Raw genomic sequence first — 20576 nt, forward strand, 5'->3', positions numbered from 1 at the left:
TTTTAGTTGGTGAAATTCAAAACTTACCATGTGGTGTCCATCTAACAACAAACACGAGAACTCGCAATTAAAAACTGGGGGAATTTAACCTGCATAAAGGCGGGGAACCGGTCATAGATTGTATTACTTCCGAATAATAGGTTGCTGAGGATCCTACACTTAATCAATATGTATCGGAATCGATTCTTAAACAAGATATTCGTTGTATCTATGAATCTTTTACTGATCATAAAGAGATGTTTTTTTAAAAGGGAGAATCTGCTAATTATTACAAATTTGTGAAAGTCATGGTTATTTATTCAATTTATTAGTAATAGTTTAGTAGAATTAAAACAGAATAATTATTTCATGCATTTTGTAAGCTGCTTACCACTAGAGACATAATTATCTGCTACTTAATTTCACGGTTAGGGAGGAGAAAAAAGTATGGATGCTAAAGACAATGCTAATATTGGACAGTGCCCGTTTCACGGCGGTGCTACTAGTAACAATTCTAGGGGTACATCAAATCGAGACTGGTGGCCCAACCAGTTAAACTTGAATATTCTCCATCAGCATGACAGAAAATCTAACCCTATGGGAGACGACTTTGATTATGCAGAGGAATTTAAAAAGTTAGACTACTATGCCCTTAAACAAGATCTTCGGGATTTAATGACAAACAGTCAAGATTGGTGGCCAGCTGACTATGGACATTATGGTCCATTCTTTATCCGTATGGCTTGGCACGCGGCAGGTACATACCGTACAGGTGATGGTCGAGGCGGTGCAGGAACTGGTAACCAACGTTTTGCTCCACTTAACAGCTGGCCTGACAACGGTAACCTCGATAAAGCTCGTCGACTGCTTTGGCCGATTAAGCAAAAGTATGGCAACAAGATCTCTTGGGCTGACTTAATTATACTAACAGGTAATGTCGCGATTGAATCAATGGGCGGAAAGACATTTGGTTTTGGCGGAGGACGCGAAGACATTTGGCATCCAGAAGAAGACATCTACTGGGGAACTGAAACAGAATGGTTGGGGGATAAGCGTTACACAGGCGATCGTGAGCTTGAGAACCCACTTGGAGCCGTTCAGATGGGTCTTATCTATGTTAACCCAGAAGGTCCAAACGGTAATCCAGATCCGCTTGCTAGTGCGCGTGATATACGCGAAACCTTTGCTCGTATGGCAATGAACGATGAAGAAACAGTAGCACTAATAGCCGGCGGCCATACTTTTGGTAAGGCACACGGTGCAGGAGATGCTGCTCATGTTGGCCCTGAACCAGAAGCTGCTCCTATTGAAGCAATGGGCTTAGGTTGGTTAAGCACACACGGAAGTGGTAAGGGACATGATACCATCACCAGCGGTATTGAAGGTGCTTGGACTGCTAATCCAACACAGTGGGATAATGGTTTCTTTGATCTATTATTTGGCTATCAATGGTGGCTTACAAAGAGTCCTGCAGGTGCCTATCAGTGGCTTGCTGTCAATCCTGATGAGAAGGATCTTGCACCAGATGCAGAGGATCCATCCGTTCGTGTTCCGACGATGATGACAACCGCCGATATGGCTTTGCGTTATGATCCGGAATACGAAAAAATCTCTCGTCGTTTCCATGAGAATCCAGAAGAGTTTGCTGAAGTATTTGCTCGTGCATGGTTTAAGCTAACACACCGTGACATGGGGCCTCGTTCAAGATATCTAGGCCCAGAAGTTCCAGAAGAAGTTCTTATCTGGCAAGATCCTGTTTCTCCTGTTGATAATAAATTAACAGATGCAGAAGTTGAAAAGATTAAAGTTATGATTCTAGACTCAGGACTTACAATCAACGAATTAGTCACAACTGCTTGGGCTTCAGCAAGTACCTTCCGCGGCTCAGATATGCGTGGTGGTGCGAATGGTGCTCGCATCCGTCTTGCCCCACAGAAGGATTGGGAAGTAAATCAGCCTGAGCAACTAATAAAAGTTCTTGATGTACTTGAAAGCATTCAAAGTCATTTAGAAAAGAAAGTAAGCATGGCTGACTTGATTGTACTTGGTGGTAGTGCCGCAGTAGAAAAAGCTGCAAAAGATGCAGGCATTGATGTAACGGTTCCTTTCGCTCCAGGACGTGGTGATGCAACCCAAGAGCAAACGGACTTAGAAAGTTTTGCCGTGCTAGAACCTATCGCTGATGGTTTCCGCAACTATCAGAAGAAACAGTATCGTGTAAGTTCAGCGGAGCTACTAGTAGACAAGGCTCAACTGCTAGGCCTTACTGCACCAGAAATGACTGCACTTATTGGCGGTATGCGTGTTCTAGGTACAAACTTCGGTGGCACAAAACACGGAGTTTTCACTGAGAGTATCGGCACACTTACTAACGACTTCTTTGTTAACTTACTTGACATGGGAGTAGCATGGACGCCTGTTGGAGATGATGTGTTTGAAGGACGTGATCGTAAGACAGGTGAAGTAGTACGGACAGCAACGAGTGTTGACCTAGTGTTTGGTTCAAACTCCGTCCTACGTGCCATAGCAGAAGTTTATGCTCAAGATGATAACCAAGAGAAGTTTGTATGTGACTTTATAGCTGCTTGGGTTAAGGTAATGAATGCAGATCGCTTCGACCTAAAGTTGAAGAAAGCTCAACTAATTAGTAATTCAAAATAACAAAGCCTGGGATTTCGCATGAAGGTATGTGAAGCTTAGGGGTAAATTACAGTAATTAATAATAATGAAAAATCAAATTAAACTAAAATAAAAACAGGCTCAAAACCTTTGAACCCAAAGGAATTGGCCTGTTTTTTGTTTAGATTCGTTTTTATAATTCTATTTTGGTAATCCAGTTACTTCTTTCCTATAACCTCTGCTTTCTATTGTGACTTCTTCATATATTGTTCTACGAGCGTGTTCAACCGGTTCAATTGAAAGGCATAATGATAAATAGAAGCCCCAACGACGGCCATTTGAATTTTATGATCTTCATTATAGGATTGCATTACTTTTTCTAAAAAGACCTCAGTTTGTTTCATAAATTCATCTTCTACTGAAGGCAGATCCATTTTTATTTTTCCATCATATTTTAATAGATATAGCTCATGATACTTGATGAGATACTCTAGGTGATGATCAAAGAGTTGATTTTCATCATGTGTCGGCTTGCTCGTAAAATAGAATGAATCAATATCCTCTAAGACAATAAATCCCTGTTGGAGTGATTTAAACATTTGCTTAAATACGACGATTTCACGTACATCCATATTATTTACCTTTGCCATTTTTTCACGTTCTTCATCAAATAATATAAAGTGCTCTTCTAATAGAAAAATATTATTTTCTAATTGTTCCATTTGCTCCTTAAACGACTTTTCTGTCATTTCGTCAGAGATAGCGGTTCTCATCAAAATAGAGAATTCTTGGAAAATATCATTGATTTTTTTTAGGTAATTTTTCTTGTAGTTTGGTGGGTAGACAAAAATATTCACCAATAGTGCGGTTGCCATTCCAATGAAGGTAACAATAAAACGATTCAAAGCAAAGAGCCAATCTTCGTTTCCTGGTGCACTCATAATTGCTAACACCGTTACTACCGTTAGCGAAATCGTTTCTCCCATTTTTAACATTAAACTAATCGAAATCAAAATAATGATTACTAGTCCAATAGAAAATGGATCATTGCCTAGAAAGTATAATCCCAAAAAGGCAAAAATCGCACCTAAGATATTGGTTTGGGCTTGGTGCCATACTTGTTTCCATGTGCGGTAAATGGATGGTTGAATCGTAAAAATGGCAGCAATTCCCGCAAAGACTGCAGATTCAAGTTTTAATACAGAACATATATATAAGGCTAATGTAACAGCAATTCCTGTTTTAATGACGCGAGGTCCTAATTTCACAATGCTCATTCCTCCAATCAAAGCGCTGATTAATAAGTCTCCTCAGTCACTTACTTCCATTACTTTATCAAATATATCTATTAAAACTTATAATTTCAATTATTTTTGTGCATTCTGGGCATAATCTTTGCAAAAATAAATCATGATTTGAAACAGATAATGGCGTTTATTGTTGAACGTAATTTTGGGGGAATAGAAACGAAGGTACTAAAGAATCAAGGGCAATGGAACACACAAAAAAAGATAGATGCAATTCGATAAAGGGGATTCGCATTGTTTATAGGATTGTGGCTATAAACAAAAAAGCGAACAAAGTAGATATACTACCCTGTTCTCCTCTTTTTTAATCTTCCATTGGAATCCATCCTGGTCTGCTGGCAATCAATTGCCAAAGTGGTTTTGGCACAACATGACGAGATTGAGCGTCTTTCTTTAGTTTTGTTTCAATCTCAGACTCTTTTCCTTGTCTAACCTTTTCAACCCAATCAGGGTCAATAATAAGCTCTCGTCCGAGTGCAATCATGGAAACACCAGTTTGAATCGCTTTTATAGCATCGTCTGCTGTGTAAATAGAGCCGACACCAATCACTGGAACACCTTCCCCAACTCTCTCCTGAATCATTTCAATGCGAGAGCGTGTATCTTCAACACCACGTCTTGGAGTTGACCAGAAATCCAATGTGGAAACATGAAGATAATCAAGCTCTTTACTTGCCAACACATCCACTAGGGCAAGAGTATCTGCCATTGTAATTCCGGGTGTTTCAGGTTCCTCTGGTGAGAATCTATATCCAACGAGGAATGGTTGTTTCGCATGTTCAGCTACTACCTTTTTCACTTCATCTACCACGGCAATGGGGAAGGATAATCTTTTTTCCAAACTGCCGCCATACTGATCTTCCCGTCGGTTGGTATGTGGCGAAAAGAACTGATGAATTAAATATCCATTCGCTCCATGTAATTCAACTCCATCAAATCCAGCTTCGATCGCTCTCCGGGTTGACTCGCCAAAATCACGAATAATGGATTGAATTTCTTTCACAGTCAAGGCACGAGATCCTGTACCTTGTTCTAATGGAACAGCACTGGCACTTACAACTTCTCCATTAGGAACTAACTCTGGCGGGCACTTCCTGCCGCCATGGAAAATTTGCAATACTGCTTTTGAACCTTGTTCTTTAATGGCAGAAGCGAGCCGGCGTAAACCTGGAATAAAGTCATCATGATCGCTTCCAAATCCACCATGAAATGCTTTTCCGCTAGCTGTTACATAGGCACAACCTGTGACGACCATTCCAACTCCACTTGAACGGCGGCTATAGTAGGCTACTTCTTCATCTGAAACGGTGTAATCATCGTTACTCGACCATGTTGTCATTGGTGCCATCACGATACGATTATCTAATTGAATTCCGCTGCGCAAGATAATGGGTCGGAATAGTTGTGTATACTTGGGATTCATTATTCTTGACCTCCACATTTTAGAGTACCCATTTATCATACTTTTACGATATAAAAAATACACTAAATTTGCTTGATACTAGTAGAATCCCAGTATCATTTTTACAGGGCTGTCATGGGAACATTCGGCGGGAAAACAGAAGCGTCTAATGGAAATGATTCGTAGGAAATTTAATCTTACAAGAAAACTGCATCTTCCCATTCGGGCGAGTCAGGAATCAGTGGTAAATGAAAAAGGGGATGTACCAGGCTTTAATGGAGCTCCTTCATTTGTATACCTGGTAAATCCGGGGACAAGTATGGTTAGAATAAAGGGGGTGATGGGGATAGTCAAAAAGGAATCACCCAACCCCCGGAAAATCATTCTTATAAGGTAGATTCCCTTTCCAAATAGGAAGACTTGATTTTAGTTTTAGATATCTTCAGATTTCCCGCTATAATTCCGCCTAATATTAAAACAACCCCGAGCCATTGGGACATACTTACGTGTTCTGCTAAGACCAGCGATGATAAGATAACAGCAATAGGAAGTTCAGCGGATGTTAAAATGGTCCCAAGACCTGGTCCGATATGTGGCATGCCGATTGTAAATAAGAGCGGCGGCAAGACTACTCCTAATAGGCCAAGATAAAAACCGTACGGTGCAATGTCCATTAATACTGGTAAATTTAGTAACTCAATTGGCGGACTGAGGATGAAAACTGTAATCATGCCCCCAGTGGTAAATAGAGCACTTTTTTGCACAACAGGTGTATCTTTTTCCACACTACTGCTAAGAAAGATAAAGGTGGTATAGGTTATTGCAGAAAGCATTCCCCAAACGGTACCTTGCCACGTAATTTCCCCGCTGGCTTCAGCAATAATTCCTGAAGCAAGTATGGAACCAATCACCAGAATGCCAATGGAAACAACCTTCCCCATTGTTGGTTTCTTTTTATAAAAAACATATTCAAATAAGCTGCCCATCCAGACAAATTGAAATAAAAAGATGATCGCAAGCGAAGCGTTAAGGGATTGCAGTGATTGGTAATAAAATAGACTCGTTAAACCAAGTGGAATCCCCGATAAAAGTAATTTGCCTATTTTCGGCAGCGTCAGTTTTTTCTTTTTCGAAAAGAGAGCTACGATCCAGATTAAGAGAGTACCCATTAAGAATTGACTCCCTGTTACAGCTGCGCTGGTAAAACCAGCAGAATAAGCTAACTTTACAAAAGTTGATAATGAACCGTAACTGCATCCCCCGAGTAAAACAAGTAGTGCGTAATGCCAAGTTTTCATTTTTCCTACCCCTTTCATTCTAAAAAACATAAAAAGCCACACAGCTATATAAAAGCTGTGTGGCGAAAATAGAGATGTCTCTAGAAAAGTCCACAAACAAATTTTTTTTGGTTCAATATTACTTTGTTTATTCTAAAACGATTTATCATGAATGTCAATCAACACCTTTTTATGGCAGTATCTCTTCAGTGAAATAATCCAGTACCATACATCCAGCTCCCTGGGCTACGATGTTGTAGGCTGCAGTTGATTTAATAATCTGTACATGACTATTAGGATAGTGCATGAGTCGATTCTGTGCTGTTTCAGAGACCACTTCGTAAAAAAGAGGTTTCGGAACTAAGGTTCCTCCACAGACAACGATATCCGGACTCAAAAGGAAAATGAGATTACTAAGGCCGATGCCAAAATAATAAGCTGCATCCTTCACTACCTCAAGACAAAGAGGGTCTTCTTGCTCTAAAGCATTTAAAATATGATGAAAATCGATATCTTCTATATCATTAACCCTATCTTGAAGGTAAGAAGCATGACCACGCTTTATCCGACGGACAACTTCGTTACGGATTGCTGGCAAGCTGCTATATGCTTGTAGACAACCATACGATCCGCATGAGCAACGCCGTCCGTGTATATCCACTACCATATGTCCCAGGGCTTCATCCATCTCCATTTTATTACGAACCAATCTACCTTGTAAGATGGTACCGCAACGAATTCCCATATCACTTGAGACAAAAACTAAATTATCTGTTTCTTTCCAATAGTTTTTACGGTATTCAGCTAATGCTGCCAGATTTGTTCCGTTATCTATGAATACATGTGTATTATTATTTTGTTGTAAATAGTCGACGATGTTAAGGCTATCCCAGCCGCCTGCAGGAAACAGATGTGGGTTTATGATAACCCCAGTTTCTTTATCAATTGGATCAAGAACTCCAATTCCAATTCCCAGCAATTTCTCTTTTTGAATTTTGTGTTTTGACAGTAGTTCATCGACACATCGGGATACAAAATTTAATGTGTACTCTCCCGTGCATTGTGAATCCATCCTTAATTTTTTTACATCTAAGATATCTAAATTTAGATCAAGGAGTAGCACTGTGGTGTATAAGTTGGTGATTTCTACGCCAATTAAATAATAAGCGTCAGGCTTGATGATATACATCAATGGTTTCCGTCCTCCACTAGACTCCCCAATTCCACTATCGTAGATAAGTCCTTCCTGAACAAGCTCGTCCAGTAAACGTGTACATGTCACATGTTTGTATCCAGTTATTTCAGTAAGGGTATTAATCCTGATTGGTCCTAGCTTACGAACAAGGCTATATAATAGTTTTAGGCTCTTTATTTTAGGTGATGTTAAGCCTGCAAATTGATTTAGCATATACTTCCTCCAAAATTAATAAAGGTCAGCTTATATTTTATCTGATTTATTAATAAAGGAGAAGATAATACAATGAACTTACTTCATTTTTTGAAAAAAAGAAACCTGATAAATTGTTATTTGTAGTATATTTTAAGATGATTTTTATGAACTTTTTTTCAAGTTGATTTTTAGTCATTTACAATAGCCGCAAAATCAATTAAACTTTTTTTATAAATTGTTATGAAAAAAGGAGATATTTTTTATGCATAAAATGCAAGATATTTTAGAAGCTAGAGATTTCATCATAAGTAAGACTGGTAATACTCCAACGATTGGTATGATTTTAGGATCAGGATTAGGTCCTCTTGCAGATGAAATCGCGAATCCTGTCACAATTCCTTATACCGAGATTCCACACTTTGCAAAATCAGAAGCAATCGGTCATGCAAACGAATTAGTAATTGGGGAATTAATGGGAAAAACGGTAGTGGCCATGAAGGGACGTTTCCATTATTATGAAGGCTTTACCTTAGATGAGGTCACTTTTCCAGTACGTGTAATGAAGGCACTGGGTGTAGAGAATCTACTTATTACGAATGCATGCGGTGCGATCAATACAAGCTTCAACCCAGGAGATTTAATGTTAATTACGGATCATATTAATTTAGTCGGTACAAATCCATTGATTGGGCCAAATAATAATGAATTAGGAACCCGTTTCCCCGATGTGTCTCAAGTATATAATCGTGAATTACGAAATATTGCCGCAAATGTAGCAAAAGAACAAAATATCACCTTACAAGAGGGCGTTTATGCTTGGTGGAGCGGACCAGCGTACGAAACTCCAGCTGAGATTCGTATGATTCGAACATTAGGAGCTGATGCTGTTGGGATGTCAACTGTCCCAGAGGCGATTGTAGCGATTCATGGGGGGATGAAAGTACTTGGTATTTCCTGTTTAACCAATATGGCATGTGGGATTCTAGATCAACCATTAAGTCATGATGAAGTTATTGAAGTGGCTGCTATGGTAAGAGAGAAATTTATCAAACTAGTGAAGGAAACCATTACAAGAATGTAATACATTTTATTTTCATGCTGACTTTTTATCATCATGATAAAAAGTCAGCTGAAGATGTATTCCATGAGTAAAGGGTAAATGATCTATCTAGTTTAGAAAAAAGGTGCCTGACCCTCACTTCAAGAGAAGTTTGTATGTGACTTTATAGCTGCTTGGGTCAAGGTTATGTATGCAGATCGCTTCGACCTTAAGTTGAAGAACGCTCAACTAATAGGCAATTCAAAGTAACAAAGCCTGGGACTTCGCTCAGAAGGTATGTGAAGCTTAGGGGTAAATTACAGTAATTAAAAATAATGAAAAATCAAATTAATGTAAAATAAAAACAGGCTCAAAACCTTTGAACCCAAAGGAATTGGCCTGTTTTTTGTTTTAGATTCGTTTAGATAATTCTTTATTGGTAATATAGTTGAACACAAAAGGAGTAGCAGAATATCATCTAGCTACTCCTTTCCTATTATCTCTGCTTTCTATTGTGACTTTTTCATATATTGTTCTACGAGGGTGTTCAACCGGTTCAATTGAAAGGCATAATGATAAATAGAAGCCCCAACGAAGGCCATTTGAATTTTATGATCTTCATTATAGGATTGCATTACTTTTTCTAAAAAGACCTCTGTTTGTTTCATAAACTCATCTTCTACTGAAGGCAGATCCATTTTTATCTTTCCACCATATTTTAATAGATATAGCTCATGATACTTGATGAGATACTCTAGGTGATGATCAAAGAGTTGATTTTCTTCAGGTGTCGGCTTGCTCGTAAAGTAGAATGAATCAATATCCTCTAAGACAATAAATCCCTGTTCAATAAAAAAACCTCTTCTTAAAAAATAAGAAGAGGGCATCTAACAAATCTCTTCTTTTCTTCAAGTATTCACTACTGGAATTGGCACAGTACTATTGATTAGTCTGCTGCCGAGGCTTCATAGGGCAAGTCCCTCCGCCTCTCTTGATAAGAATATTCTTAAATATTTAATTACCTGTAAATTTACACTTGTGCTGATAGTCTGTCAACCAATGATTACTACGATATCGCTTTCATTTTAAATACGAACAAAATTTTATTTTTTTAATAAATTGTTCGTGTTTTAATGAAAATATTTGCTTGTAATCGCTGAAAATATAAGATATTATAATCAAAAGACAAACGATAGGGGTTGTGTTAAGTGTTTGGTACCCAGACGAAAAAAGTAATGTTACTAGGTTCAGGTGAACTTGGAAAAGAGACAATAATCGAGGCGCAGCGTCTAGGGCTGGAGACGATTGCGGTCGACCGTTATGAAAACGCTCCGGCCATGCAGGTTGCTCATCGTTCTTATGTTGTGGACATGCTTAATGGAGAAGAGCTTCGTAGAGTGATAGAACAGGAGAAACCAGATTTGGTGGTTCCGGAAATCGAGGCGATTGCAACCGAAACCTTAATCGATCTTGAAAACGAAGGTTTCCGTATCGTACCGACAGCAAAAGCCGTGAATCTGACCATGGATAGGGAAGGAATCCGCCGATTGGCAAGCGAAGAACTAGGGATTCAAACAGCGAAGTACGCCTTTGCGGATACACTTTACGAACTTAGGAATGCTGTGCTGAAAATTGGGACTCCCTGCATCATTAAACCCATTATGAGTTCATCTGGAAAAGGGCAAACCGTTTGCCGTTCGATTGACGATATAGAATGGTCTTGGAATGAGGCGGTTGCAGGCGGACGTGGGAAAAAAGCCCGGATGATTGTGGAGGAATTTATTCATTTTGATTCCGAAATCACGCTTTTAACCGTTCGTTCCGTTTCCGGAACCACCTTTTGTGCTCCCATTGGGCATGTGCAAAAAGATGGTGACTATATAGAATCGTGGCAGCCGCATGACATGTCAGAGGAACAAATCCAAGAGGCGCAGGATATCGCCAAAAAAGTCACAGATGCTCTTGGCGGGTATGGACTTTTCGGAGTGGAATTATTTCTTACTCCACAAGGTGTCTATTTTAGTGAAGTGTCACCCCGACCACATGACACAGGTATGGTTACCATGGTTACGCAAGATTTATCCGAATTTGCGTTGCATATAAGAGCGATTTTAGGCTATCCCATTCCAGAAGTTATGCTATTGAAACCCGGTGCAAGTCATACGATTAAGGCGAGTAAAGAAAGTAAGACTTACCAACTATCTGGAATCGCGGAAAGCTTATTAATCCCGCATACACAGGTTAGGGTATTTAGAAAACCGGAAACAAAAGAGGGACGACGGATGGCGGTCGTGTTAAGCACTGGAGAATCTGTAAATGAGGCGAGAGAACGGGCCAAATTAGCAGCTTCTAAAATAATGGTGACGTATAACGAATAACTTTTTTTGTTATCATCGACAACAAGACAATACAATTTGGAAAGTAGGTAAAAAACCTTGCAAACAAAAAATCGTTGGTTAATTGCTCTATCTGCAGTTGGAATTCATATTTCGATAGGTTCAGTTTACGCTTGGAGTGTTTTCACAAATCCACTTCAACAAGAAATGGGCTGGGGATTAAAACAGATTTCCCTAACATTTAGCTTGGCTATTCTGTTTTTAGGTCTATCAGCTGCCTTTTTAGGACATTTTGTAGAGAAATTTGGCCCGAGAGCGGCTGGAACGCTAAGTTCTTTGTTTTTTGGTACTGGTATTGCAGGGGCTGGTTTAGCTATTCAGTTAGAATCATTGCTATTACTCTATTTATTTTATGGAATGATCGCTGGAATTGGGTTAGGAGTTGGCTATATTACACCTGTTTCTACGCTTGTAAAGTGGTTCCCTGATAGAAGAGGACTTGCAACAGGACTTGCCATTATGGGATTTGGATTTGCTGCATTAATCAGCAGTCCGATTATGAATTATTTAATCGAGCAATATGGGATTTCTAACACCTTCTATATTCTTGGAGCCTCATACTTCGTAATTATTTTTTGTTCTGCTCAATATCTGGCTCCGCCAAAAGCGGGTTGGGTACCTAAGGGGTTAGAAGCAGCAGGAAAAAATTCAGGCGCAAGAAAATTAAAAGAGGATTTACGCCAGTTAACTGCTAACGAAGCAATCAGAACAAGACAATTTTGGGCCTTGTGGGTTATGCTATTTATTAATATTACCTGTGGAATTGCGATTCTTTCTGTTGCATCACCTATGGCGCAAGAGCTAGTAGGAATGTCAGCAACCAGTGCCGCAGCAATGGTTGGAATCATGGGCTTATTTAATGGTGGAGGAAGGATTGTTTGGGCATCCATTTCTGATTACATCGGAAGACCAAATGTATACACACTATTCTTTGCTTTTCAAATTGTTGCCTTTTTTATGCTTCCAAATATTACAGTTGGAATTCTATTTTCTATTATTGTGTATATGATCATGACCTGTTATGGAGGAGGCTTTGCCTCGATACCTGCCTATATCGGCGATTTGTTTGGAACCAAGCAGCTTGGGGCCATTCATGGTTATATTTTGACCGCATGGGCGGCAGCCGGTCTAGCTGGACCAATTTTTGTATCCTGGGTTAGGGAAACAACAGGAAGTTACCAGGGGACATTGGTCATTTTTTCAGGGATTTTCATTGTAGCCCTAGCGGTTTCACTCCTTATTCGTCTTGATATAAAGAAATTAAGGACGATGAGCGAAAAGCAAATCTTCAAAAATACGGGAAATCTTTAGTAGATTATAACTTTTGCTATTAAATCTTGATGTGGCAAACTAATAACCATATGGTGATAGAGGTGCTTTTCTGAAATTTAATGTCAAAATAACAGATGTTTAGACATAGTGATTGGTATATATAAATTTTAAAACTCGCAGTTTATGGCGAGTTTTTTTTAAAGGCGTATGATAACTAATTCCCTTTAGAAAACTTAAGAAAGTGGTCATCATAAAGGCGATGAAGACCAAATCCCTTTGGAAAACCAGAGAAAGTGGTCATCATAGAGGCAATGAAGACCAAACTCCTATGGAAAACCGGAGAAAATGGTCATCATAATGGCGATGAAGACCAAATTCCATTGGAAAACCAGAGAAAGTGGTCATCATAATGGCAATGATGACCAAAACCCTTCGGGAAACCAGAGGAAATGGTCTTCATAGCAAATGCCATTTGATTATCAAACTGGAATCGCCTAGTAATTAGAAAAACATTAAAATTGGTACCTTAACGGCAGTGATATTGACTTGAAAAGTACTGGCTTAATCTTTTTATATATCTTGTATCTGTTCTTATTGAAAATAAAGTATTAAATGTAAAACCATATCATAAGTATTGGAATTGAAAAGGAGTTTTTCTCGGTTTTTTTTGTTTGTTTTATCTCCAACTTTCCTCCTTTTTATGAATAAGGAAAAAGACAAGGTGAGTGAAGATGTTGAAAAAAAGAAAATTTCTCGGTTTTCTTTTTCGTCAGGGGAAAGCAACAAGTCTTCAAATAAAAATAATTAAAGTATCCAGTGGAGAAAGGACAATCAAATTAACCGTTCACGTCGCTGATACTTTTAAAAAAAGAGAAAAGGGCTTAATGTTTGTTAAACAATTAACCGAAAACGAGGGTATGCTATTTGTTTATTCAGGAAAAACATATGGCGGTTTTTGGATGAAAAACACCTTCCTTCCTTTATCGATTGCTTTTATTGATTCAGATGGAAAAATTTTAAAAATACTAGATATGTTACCTTGTAAAGAGGATGAATGTCCTACTTATGATCCCGAACTTTTTTATCAATATGCTCTAGAAGTCAATCTTGGATGGTTTGAAAAGAATCAAATCAAAGAAGGGGATTTTATAAAGCTTTAATAAATCATCTCACCTCTATAAGTTCATAGTGGTGAGATGATTTTTTTTAGGGATATTGTTGTTAGTATTACAGATGATATTGTAAAATAATGTAATAAAGATGCCACTAAGGAAGGAGCTTATCAGAGTGCTGCGTAAAACCCCTAACTTTTAGATATAGGGATATAAGCTGTATTTTTGTTCATTTTATTGGATAAAGTAATGGCTCCAACTATACTTTCTATAAAACTATTTGGTATAATGGAAGTATAAATAGAACATACATTCTTGTTTTGGGAGGTGAACGAAATGTATAGTGCCTATAAAATACAAATACATCCGGACCATGAATTGTTTGAATACTGCGATACTCTATGTTTTAAAGCAAAGAATCTGTACAACATTACCAACTACTATATTAGACAGGTTTACACAGCTTTAAAAAAGGAGACGAGAAATGAAAATCAACTTAAGGTTCTAAAGGATATTGAAACAAATTTAACTAAAATGAATAAGATTCGTAAGAAAAGCTATGAAAAAGCAAATGCGAAACCTAAGAAAGTAGACAAAAGCGGCAAATTAATTAATCCAGAGTTGAAGCTATTTGAAATGCCCCATCTTGAAAAATCATTTATTGGTTATGGCTTTGTAGAAGCCTTATTTAAAGTGATGAAACAAGTAGATTACACTTCAATGCCCTCCCAGTCCAATCAACAAACGATGAAAAAGGTATATGATGATTGGAAAAGTTTCTTCGAAGCCTCAAAGAAATATAAAGTGAATTCTGCGAGTTTTACCGGTAAACCAAAAATTCCAAAGTACAAGCCAAAGAATGGATGTACCACGTGTTATTTAACCAATCAAATTACCAAGATTAAAGATGGAAATGTTCTAAAATTACCAGGAACCCATCTTCAATTAAAATTGGGGAAGGTGGCTCAATCCGAAGGAGAACTTCAACAGGTTCGAATTGTCCCCTCCTATGGCCGCTATGTTGTAGAAGTCATTTTTAAAGTTAAGCAAGACAAGGAAATCAAACGGTCTGAAAAGCAATTTAATGAATGGGTATTAGAGCCGAACCAAGTAATGGGCATTGATTTAGGTGTTGATAACCTGGCAACTATCGTCGATAATACGGGGCTTAAGCCTCTGCTTATCAAGGGCACAAGGTTAAAATCAATCAATCAATACTATAATAAGTTAAGAGCAAAATACACGAGTATCCTTCGAAATGGCAAAGGTCCAAAAGAAGGGAAATATACAACTAAACGCTTGATTTCGTTGGATAGAAAAAGAAACAATCGAGTCATGGATTTTTTGCATAAGGCAAGTGCTAAAGTGGTGGAAATAGCTCTAATAAGAAACATCGATACCATCATTATTGGGAGGAATGTTGGCTGGAAATTGGAGGTTGATATGCAAAAGGCAAATAAGCAGACCTTCATTCAAATTCCATATGCGACTTTCATAGAAATGATTCGATACAAAGCAGAGCGAAAAGGTGTTCAAGTTATTGATAGGGAAGAAAGCTATACTTCCAAGTCTAGTTTCTTGAATCAAGACCCCATTCCGACATTTGGAGAAGAACACCAAACTATTTTTAGTGGGTATCGAAGTACTAGAGCTTTTTACAAAATTAAGGGCTCAAAGGTTTTAATCCATGCGGATGTAAATGGTGCCTTAAATATCGTACGTAAACATGTAAAGAATGCTTTTGATGGACTTGAAAGGAAAAGGTTCCTTCAATCTCCACAGAAAATCATCATCATGAAAAATAGACATGCAAAGCTGAAGGCCTCGGCCTGATGTAATAGCGGGACTTGTGATAGCCCACGTAAAGACAATGGTGCTTTTATAGACAATTCTTTCGAAACCCCTTGCTATAGCTATGGGGATACTCATATCTCGAATATCTAATGTAATCGAAAAACTAAAAATTTTAAGAAAGACAGGAGTTAATTACGATGATAAAAGGTTTCGGTGGAATATTTTGGAGAACTAAGAATCTTGATGTTATAAAAAAATGGTACAGTGAAGTGTTGAAGATTGATGAAATAGAAAATTGGAATGGGACTGTGATTAAACCCCAATTAGGAAATGAGACTATCTTTTCTTTCTTTGCCGAGAATGATAGTTATTTTCCAACAGAACAGCAAGTGATGTTAAATTTTCAAGTACATGATCTAAACGAGACTATTAAGCATCTTGAACAAATTGGTGTACCTCTTGCTAAGGAAAAAGAGGTTAGTGAGTATGGAAAGTTTATTTGGATTGAAGATCCTGAAGGTCGACTGGTCGAGCTTTGGGAGAAATAACGAGTTGTACTTTATTTGCTATTGAGTTATTGTGTGCGTTAATCCAAGAGGGATTAACGCTTTTTTATGGTTAGTGAAATATGATACAAACCTATTGTAATTCCAATAGAAGAAACAATAAAATTTTAACTATTCTGTAAATAGATATAATATAATTGAACGAACGCTCAATCATAACTATTAAACATAATTTTAAGGAGGAATAGCATATGGAAAATAACAGCATTATTTTCGTTGAAAGAAAATTTCCAAGCGCAAATATGATCCTAATAAAAGATCAGCTTCCGATTCTTATTGATACAGGTTTTGGGAGTGATGCGAAGGATACAGAGCAACTAATTAAAGTTGAAGGTGTTTCACCAGAAGAATTACACCTCATTGTGAACACGCACTATCATAGTGACCATGTTGGGGGTAATTTTTATCTTCAAAAAAAATATGGGGTTACGATTGCTGCCCATAAATGGGAAGCCGATTTAATTAATTATTGTGACCCTGAAGCTTGTAGTGCAGAATGGTTAGATCAGCCTGTAGAACCTTATCGTGTCACTACAAAACTATCAGATAACGATGAGATACATACAGGAAGTAGAACCTTAAAAGTCTTGCACACACCGGGACATACATTAGGGCACATTTCTTTATATGAACCTGAAGAAAAGATATTAATTTGCGGGGATCTCTTTCACAAAAATGACATTGGATGGTTAAATATCTTTCGAGAGGGTGTTTCATCTATCCAGCGGTCTATAGAAAGTTTGAATCGGTTGTCGAAACTTCGTATCGGGCGTGCATATTCAGGACATGGACCTCAAATGGAGAATCCTATGGCTGCCATTGATGTAGCCAGGGAAAGGTTTGAAAAGTGGCTCAAGATGCCAGAAAAAATTTCATGGCATGCCTGCAAGAGGATTTTTTCATTCACATTAATCATGAAAAACGGATTGGTAAAAGAAGAAATCGATAACTATCTATTAAACTGTGGGTGGTTCCAAGATTTTGCACGCTACTCTTTCCAGCTTCAGCCAGAAGAATTCATTCAAATTCTTATCGATGAAATGATTCGTTCCAGAGCAGCAAGCTGGCACAATAATCATTTTATGGCCACCACTCCATACCAAGCACCACATAAGAAATGGATGAGTAAGAACATTAAGCCGAAAGATTGGAAACCTCAAGATTTTCTCTCATATAACTTTTAAACAAGATAAGACTTTAATAGAATATATACTTAACTCACCTAAGTTACAGTATAAAACCTTCAGGAGGAGATTCATATGCCATTAAAAGTAGGAGATATCATTACATTTGAACGGACTTTTACAGTAAGGGATGTTGAATTATTTTCAGAGATTTCAGGTGATGAAGGGATTCATCATATAACCCCAGATGAACAGGGAAGACTTGTAGTTCAAGGGTTATTAACAGCAACCTTGCCTACAAAAGTTGGTGGAGATAACAATGTACTGGCTCGTACTATGAATTTTGAGTTTTTAAGACCTGTGTTTACGGGAGATACAATTATTTGTGAAGTTAAAATTGAAAAATATGAAAGACAAGAAAATAATAGAATAGCTATTATTGCATCATTTTTATGTAAAAATCAGAATGACAAGGAAGTATTAAAAGGGGATTTTTCAGGTGTAATACTTTAAATTCTTTATACTTTCTTCAACGGGTGATTTAGTGTCGAACTTGTCCAAATGTATGAGTTTAGTTCAACAAGAAAGGAAACAAGTCCTAAATTTGAACAAAGATTTTATTTATTCAAATATAAACACGCATCATACTCTTATTGTGGTAAAAAAAGATGGAAATTGGCGTATACAATTATTCCAAAATACTCCTGCCCAGTTTCAGGGTAGACCTGAATTGGTGGAACAAATGACAGAAGAGCTTAGTGCGATATTAAAGAAGTAGTGCAACAGCCTTTTTAATGCACGAACCAAGGCATAAGGGTCTTCAATTATTGTTCTAATATTTGTTCAGCAATCAATCCATTTTATTGAACAAAAAGCTAAAAGGATCTTCCAGACGAAGATCCTTTTTTACTACTAATAACATTGAATTATGTTAACTAGGGAATATAAAAAAAACTTCTTCGCGATTCGTGTATTTAATTTGTTTCAAAGCCATGCCGAACAGCATACGCAGCAAGCTGAACACGATTATCCAACTGAAGTTTCTCCAAAAGGTTTTTGATATGATTCTTTACCGTATTTTCTGCAATGACAAGTCTCTGGGCAATTTGTTTATTGGTTTCACCTGAAGCTACACAGGATAGGATTTCGCATTCCCTCGGTGTCAAAGAATCCGGGTTGGGCTCATCTTCATAGGTATTGCCTATCCGAAATCGATGGAATAATCGGTTGGCAATTTTACTTGATACTTCTGTATGTTCCCCCAGCAAAGCATGAAGGTATTCAAGCCAGTCTTCAGGCTCCATATTTTTAAGCAGATATCCTTGTGCACCATATTGAATGGAAGTAAACAAATCCTTTACATCATCTGAAACAGTCAGCATTACAACATGAATTTGAGGATAGTCCAATCTTATTTTCCTAACGGCTTTTAGGCCATTCAATTTGGGCATATTAATATCGAGAAGGAGCAAATCGGGCTGCAGTTTTCTGCAAAGTTCAAATGCTTCTTGTCCATCTGTCGCCTCCCCTACGATAAAAAAGGTTTCATCAGCTTCCAATACACTTCGAATGCCTTCTCGAGCAAGTGGGTGGTCATCCGCAATCACAACCCTATACTGATTCATTTCTGCATCTCCTTTGTTACGATGATTTTGGTTCCTCCGAGCTCACTTTTAGAAAGTTGAAATCCTGCACCAACTTGTCTTGCACGTTCCCGCATCATGGATATTCCATACTTCCTCTCCGATAGCAAAGTAATATCAAATCCGCAGCCATTATCCCAAATCCTCAATTGCCATTGTTCCTGAGTTCCTTTGAAATCAATGTGCGCTTGTGTAGCTCCTGAATGTTTTCGGATGTTCGCAAATGCTTCTTGAACAATTGCAAAAATCTGTACTTCTTCCTTTATTGTAAACAAATCATTAGGTATTTCGAAGTCTACCTTCGCATCGATACCGGAGAATGAACTCCACTCAGAGATCCACTTAATTACTCTGGAGTTTAATGATCCATCTTCTTCAGGTGTAGAACGCAGGTTAAATATCGCCTGTCGAACATGGTGATCAATGGTGGAAACAGCACGGGAGGCAGCCGCCACATCTCCTTGTTTGAGCTTTACATTGAGAAAGAAAAGGGATTGGGCAATCCCATCATGAAGTTCGCGTGCTAGTCTCTCCCTTTCTTCATAAACAGCTCGTTTTGCCTGTTCCTCCGCCAATTGGTCATTCTTGATTCTTATTATGTGGAATACCCAGGATGAAAACAAGAGAGAAAGAACAAACGTAAGTATAGTAATAAAAACATTCCCTGTTTGCATCGACAAGTACCCAAGAAGAAAATCGTGGCGAAAAAATTCAAATCCGCCGATTAATATTGTAGGTAAAATGACGGTAAGCATCTGTATTAAACGATATGACAAGTAAAACATCTCCTTCAAGACTAAACAATCTACTATAACTGATAATATCCAAAAATATTAGCTAATGATAGCCCTGATGAGCTATTTACTATGGCTAGTGGAGGTTTTACACTGTTGTTATACCTATTAACTTAATAAGAACATTTCGTCTAAAAAACACAGTCATTGAAAATTACATAAACGTGGTAAGAAGGGATTTCTATAATTTTCGGGACTTATGTACTAGTTGAAGATTATATTGAATATAGTTTTAACAAAAATGAAACCGTGAAAGGAGCTCCATTTTGAAAAAGTTACTAATATTTATGTTTTGCTTAATTATGTTTGTACCTTCGGTCGTTCTTGCACACACAAGTCTGTCGTCATCTAATCCAACTGAAGGACAAGTTGTTACGGAGAATCTCGAACAAATCACTCTTGATTTCGCTACTCCGATCGAAGTGTTAAGCACGATGGAATTGGTTAAAGATGGAAAAAAAGTGGCATTAGGAGAAATTAAGGTTGAAAATAAGCAATTGATTGGAAGAATTTCCGATCCTTTGGATAATGGCTCCTACAAAATCCATTGGAAGATTGTTGGTGAAGATGGTCATCCCATAAAAGGTGAGATAAATTTCAGTGTTCAAACGGACCAAAATCAATCAGAAGCAAATCCTGCAACTCCTGAGGAAAACCAAGTTACACAAGATCAAAACAGCCAATCCAATCAAACGGAACAAAATAGTGTGAGTGATACTGTTGAACAGACTGAAAATAAATCTTCATCCAACACGCTAGTAATAATAGCCGTTATTTTGGTTGTTATCTTTGGAATTGTACTACTAATGTTTACAGGAAAGAAAAAACGTTAATCAATAAGGTCTTATATCATTTGTTGAAG

17 protein-coding genes, 1 pseudogene and 1 riboswitch are annotated in these 20576 nt (G+C 37.8%); of the genes and pseudogenes, 11 read left to right on the forward strand and 7 right to left on the reverse strand.

Going from position 1 to position 20576, the window contains the following annotated elements:
• The first annotated feature begins 426 nt into the window (after nt 1-426).
• Nucleotides 427-2640: a catalase/peroxidase HPI gene (gene katG / locus J2Y03_RS04045; RefSeq protein WP_310190886.1), complete on the forward strand. Its 2214-nt coding sequence runs from the start codon at nt 427-429 to the stop codon at nt 2638-2640.
• Between the two features lie 203 nt (nt 2641-2843).
• On the opposite strand, the gene J2Y03_RS04050 is transcribed toward katG, so the two are convergent.
• The 4 genes from J2Y03_RS04050 to J2Y03_RS04065 form a co-directional block, all read right to left on the reverse strand.
• On the reverse strand, nt 2844-3875 hold the full coding sequence (locus J2Y03_RS04050; protein ID WP_310190888.1) for an FUSC family protein: 1032 nt from the start codon (nt 3873-3875) through the stop codon (nt 2844-2846).
• A gap of 334 nt (nt 3876-4209) precedes the next feature.
• A complete protein-coding gene (locus tag J2Y03_RS04055) occupies nt 4210-5328 on the reverse strand; it encodes an NADH-dependent flavin oxidoreductase (RefSeq protein ID WP_310190891.1) in 1119 nt (372 codons plus the stop codon).
• A 365-nt stretch (nt 5329-5693) separates the two neighbouring features.
• A complete protein-coding gene (locus tag J2Y03_RS04060) occupies nt 5694-6605 on the reverse strand; it encodes an EamA family transporter (RefSeq protein ID WP_310190893.1) in 912 nt (303 codons plus the stop codon).
• A gap of 169 nt (nt 6606-6774) precedes the next feature.
• Nucleotides 6775-7992: an ROK family protein gene (locus tag J2Y03_RS04065; RefSeq protein ID WP_310190896.1), complete on the reverse strand. Its 1218-nt coding sequence runs from the start codon at nt 7990-7992 to the stop codon at nt 6775-6777.
• A 244-nt stretch (nt 7993-8236) separates the two neighbouring features.
• Here J2Y03_RS04065 and J2Y03_RS04070 point away from each other — a divergent pair, with 244 nt between their 5' ends.
• Nucleotides 8237-9055, forward strand: a complete 819-nt coding sequence (locus tag J2Y03_RS04070; RefSeq protein ID WP_310190897.1) for a purine-nucleoside phosphorylase — start codon at nt 8237-8239, stop codon at nt 9053-9055.
• A gap of 467 nt (nt 9056-9522) precedes the next feature.
• Here the strand turns inward: J2Y03_RS04070 and J2Y03_RS04075 are convergent, their stop codons facing one another.
• On the reverse strand, nt 9523-9900 hold the full coding sequence (locus tag J2Y03_RS04075; RefSeq protein ID WP_310190902.1) for a hypothetical protein: 378 nt from the start codon (nt 9898-9900) through the stop codon (nt 9523-9525).
• A 12-nt stretch (nt 9901-9912) separates the two neighbouring features.
• Nucleotides 9913-10014: riboswitch (SAM riboswitch) on the reverse strand.
• A 207-nt stretch (nt 10015-10221) separates the two neighbouring features.
• Between J2Y03_RS04075 and purT the strand changes: the two genes are divergently transcribed.
• The 8 genes and pseudogenes from purT to J2Y03_RS04115 form a co-directional block, all read left to right on the forward strand.
• Nucleotides 10222-11391 (forward strand): formate-dependent phosphoribosylglycinamide formyltransferase, encoded by a 1170-nt coding sequence (gene purT / locus J2Y03_RS04080; protein ID WP_310190905.1) that lies wholly within the window; start codon nt 10222-10224, stop codon nt 11389-11391.
• A gap of 57 nt (nt 11392-11448) precedes the next feature.
• Nucleotides 11449-12720: an L-lactate MFS transporter gene (locus J2Y03_RS04085; protein WP_310190908.1), complete on the forward strand. Its 1272-nt coding sequence runs from the start codon at nt 11449-11451 to the stop codon at nt 12718-12720.
• A 695-nt stretch (nt 12721-13415) separates the two neighbouring features.
• A complete protein-coding gene (locus J2Y03_RS04090; RefSeq protein ID WP_310190910.1) occupies nt 13416-13841 on the forward strand; it encodes a DUF192 domain-containing protein in 426 nt (141 codons plus the stop codon).
• A 288-nt stretch (nt 13842-14129) separates the two neighbouring features.
• Entirely contained in the window at nt 14130-15626 is a 1497-nt protein-coding gene (locus tag J2Y03_RS04095) for an RNA-guided endonuclease InsQ/TnpB family protein (RefSeq protein WP_310190911.1), read from the forward strand.
• A 158-nt stretch (nt 15627-15784) separates the two neighbouring features.
• Entirely contained in the window at nt 15785-16135 is a 351-nt protein-coding gene (locus tag J2Y03_RS04100) for a VOC family protein (RefSeq protein WP_310190913.1), read from the forward strand.
• A 209-nt stretch (nt 16136-16344) separates the two neighbouring features.
• A complete protein-coding gene (locus J2Y03_RS04105; protein ID WP_310190915.1) occupies nt 16345-17337 on the forward strand; it encodes an MBL fold metallo-hydrolase in 993 nt (330 codons plus the stop codon).
• A gap of 75 nt (nt 17338-17412) precedes the next feature.
• Complete coding sequence (locus J2Y03_RS04110) at nt 17413-17790, forward strand: hotdog domain-containing protein (protein WP_310190918.1); 378 nt, start codon at nt 17413-17415, stop codon at nt 17788-17790.
• A 118-nt stretch (nt 17791-17908) separates the two neighbouring features.
• Nucleotides 17909-18055 (forward strand): annotated as a pseudogene (locus J2Y03_RS04115) (SgcJ/EcaC family oxidoreductase); the annotation flags it as partial.
• Nucleotides 18056-18251: 196 nt separating this feature from the next.
• On the opposite strand, the gene J2Y03_RS04120 reads toward J2Y03_RS04115, so the two are convergent.
• Nucleotides 18252-18902 (reverse strand): response regulator transcription factor, encoded by a 651-nt coding sequence (locus tag J2Y03_RS04120; RefSeq protein WP_310190921.1) that lies wholly within the window; start codon nt 18900-18902, stop codon nt 18252-18254.
• Nucleotides 18899-19705 carry a sensor histidine kinase gene (locus J2Y03_RS04125; RefSeq protein ID WP_310190924.1) on the reverse strand — a complete coding sequence of 269 codons (807 nt, stop codon included), beginning with the start codon at nt 19703-19705 and terminating at the stop codon, nt 18899-18901. The genes J2Y03_RS04120 and J2Y03_RS04125 overlap by 4 nt, the downstream gene beginning before the upstream one ends.
• A 275-nt stretch (nt 19706-19980) precedes the next feature.
• Between J2Y03_RS04125 and J2Y03_RS04130 the strand changes: the two genes are divergently transcribed.
• Complete coding sequence (locus tag J2Y03_RS04130; RefSeq protein ID WP_310190927.1) at nt 19981-20547, forward strand: copper resistance CopC family protein; 567 nt, start codon at nt 19981-19983, stop codon at nt 20545-20547.
• Nucleotides 20548-20576 lie beyond the last annotated feature (29 nt).

Origin of the sequence: Neobacillus niacini (genome assembly GCF_031457145.1) — a bacterium.
GTDB classification, from domain to species: Bacteria; Bacillota; Bacilli; order Bacillales; family Cytobacillaceae; genus Neobacillus; species Neobacillus niacini_J.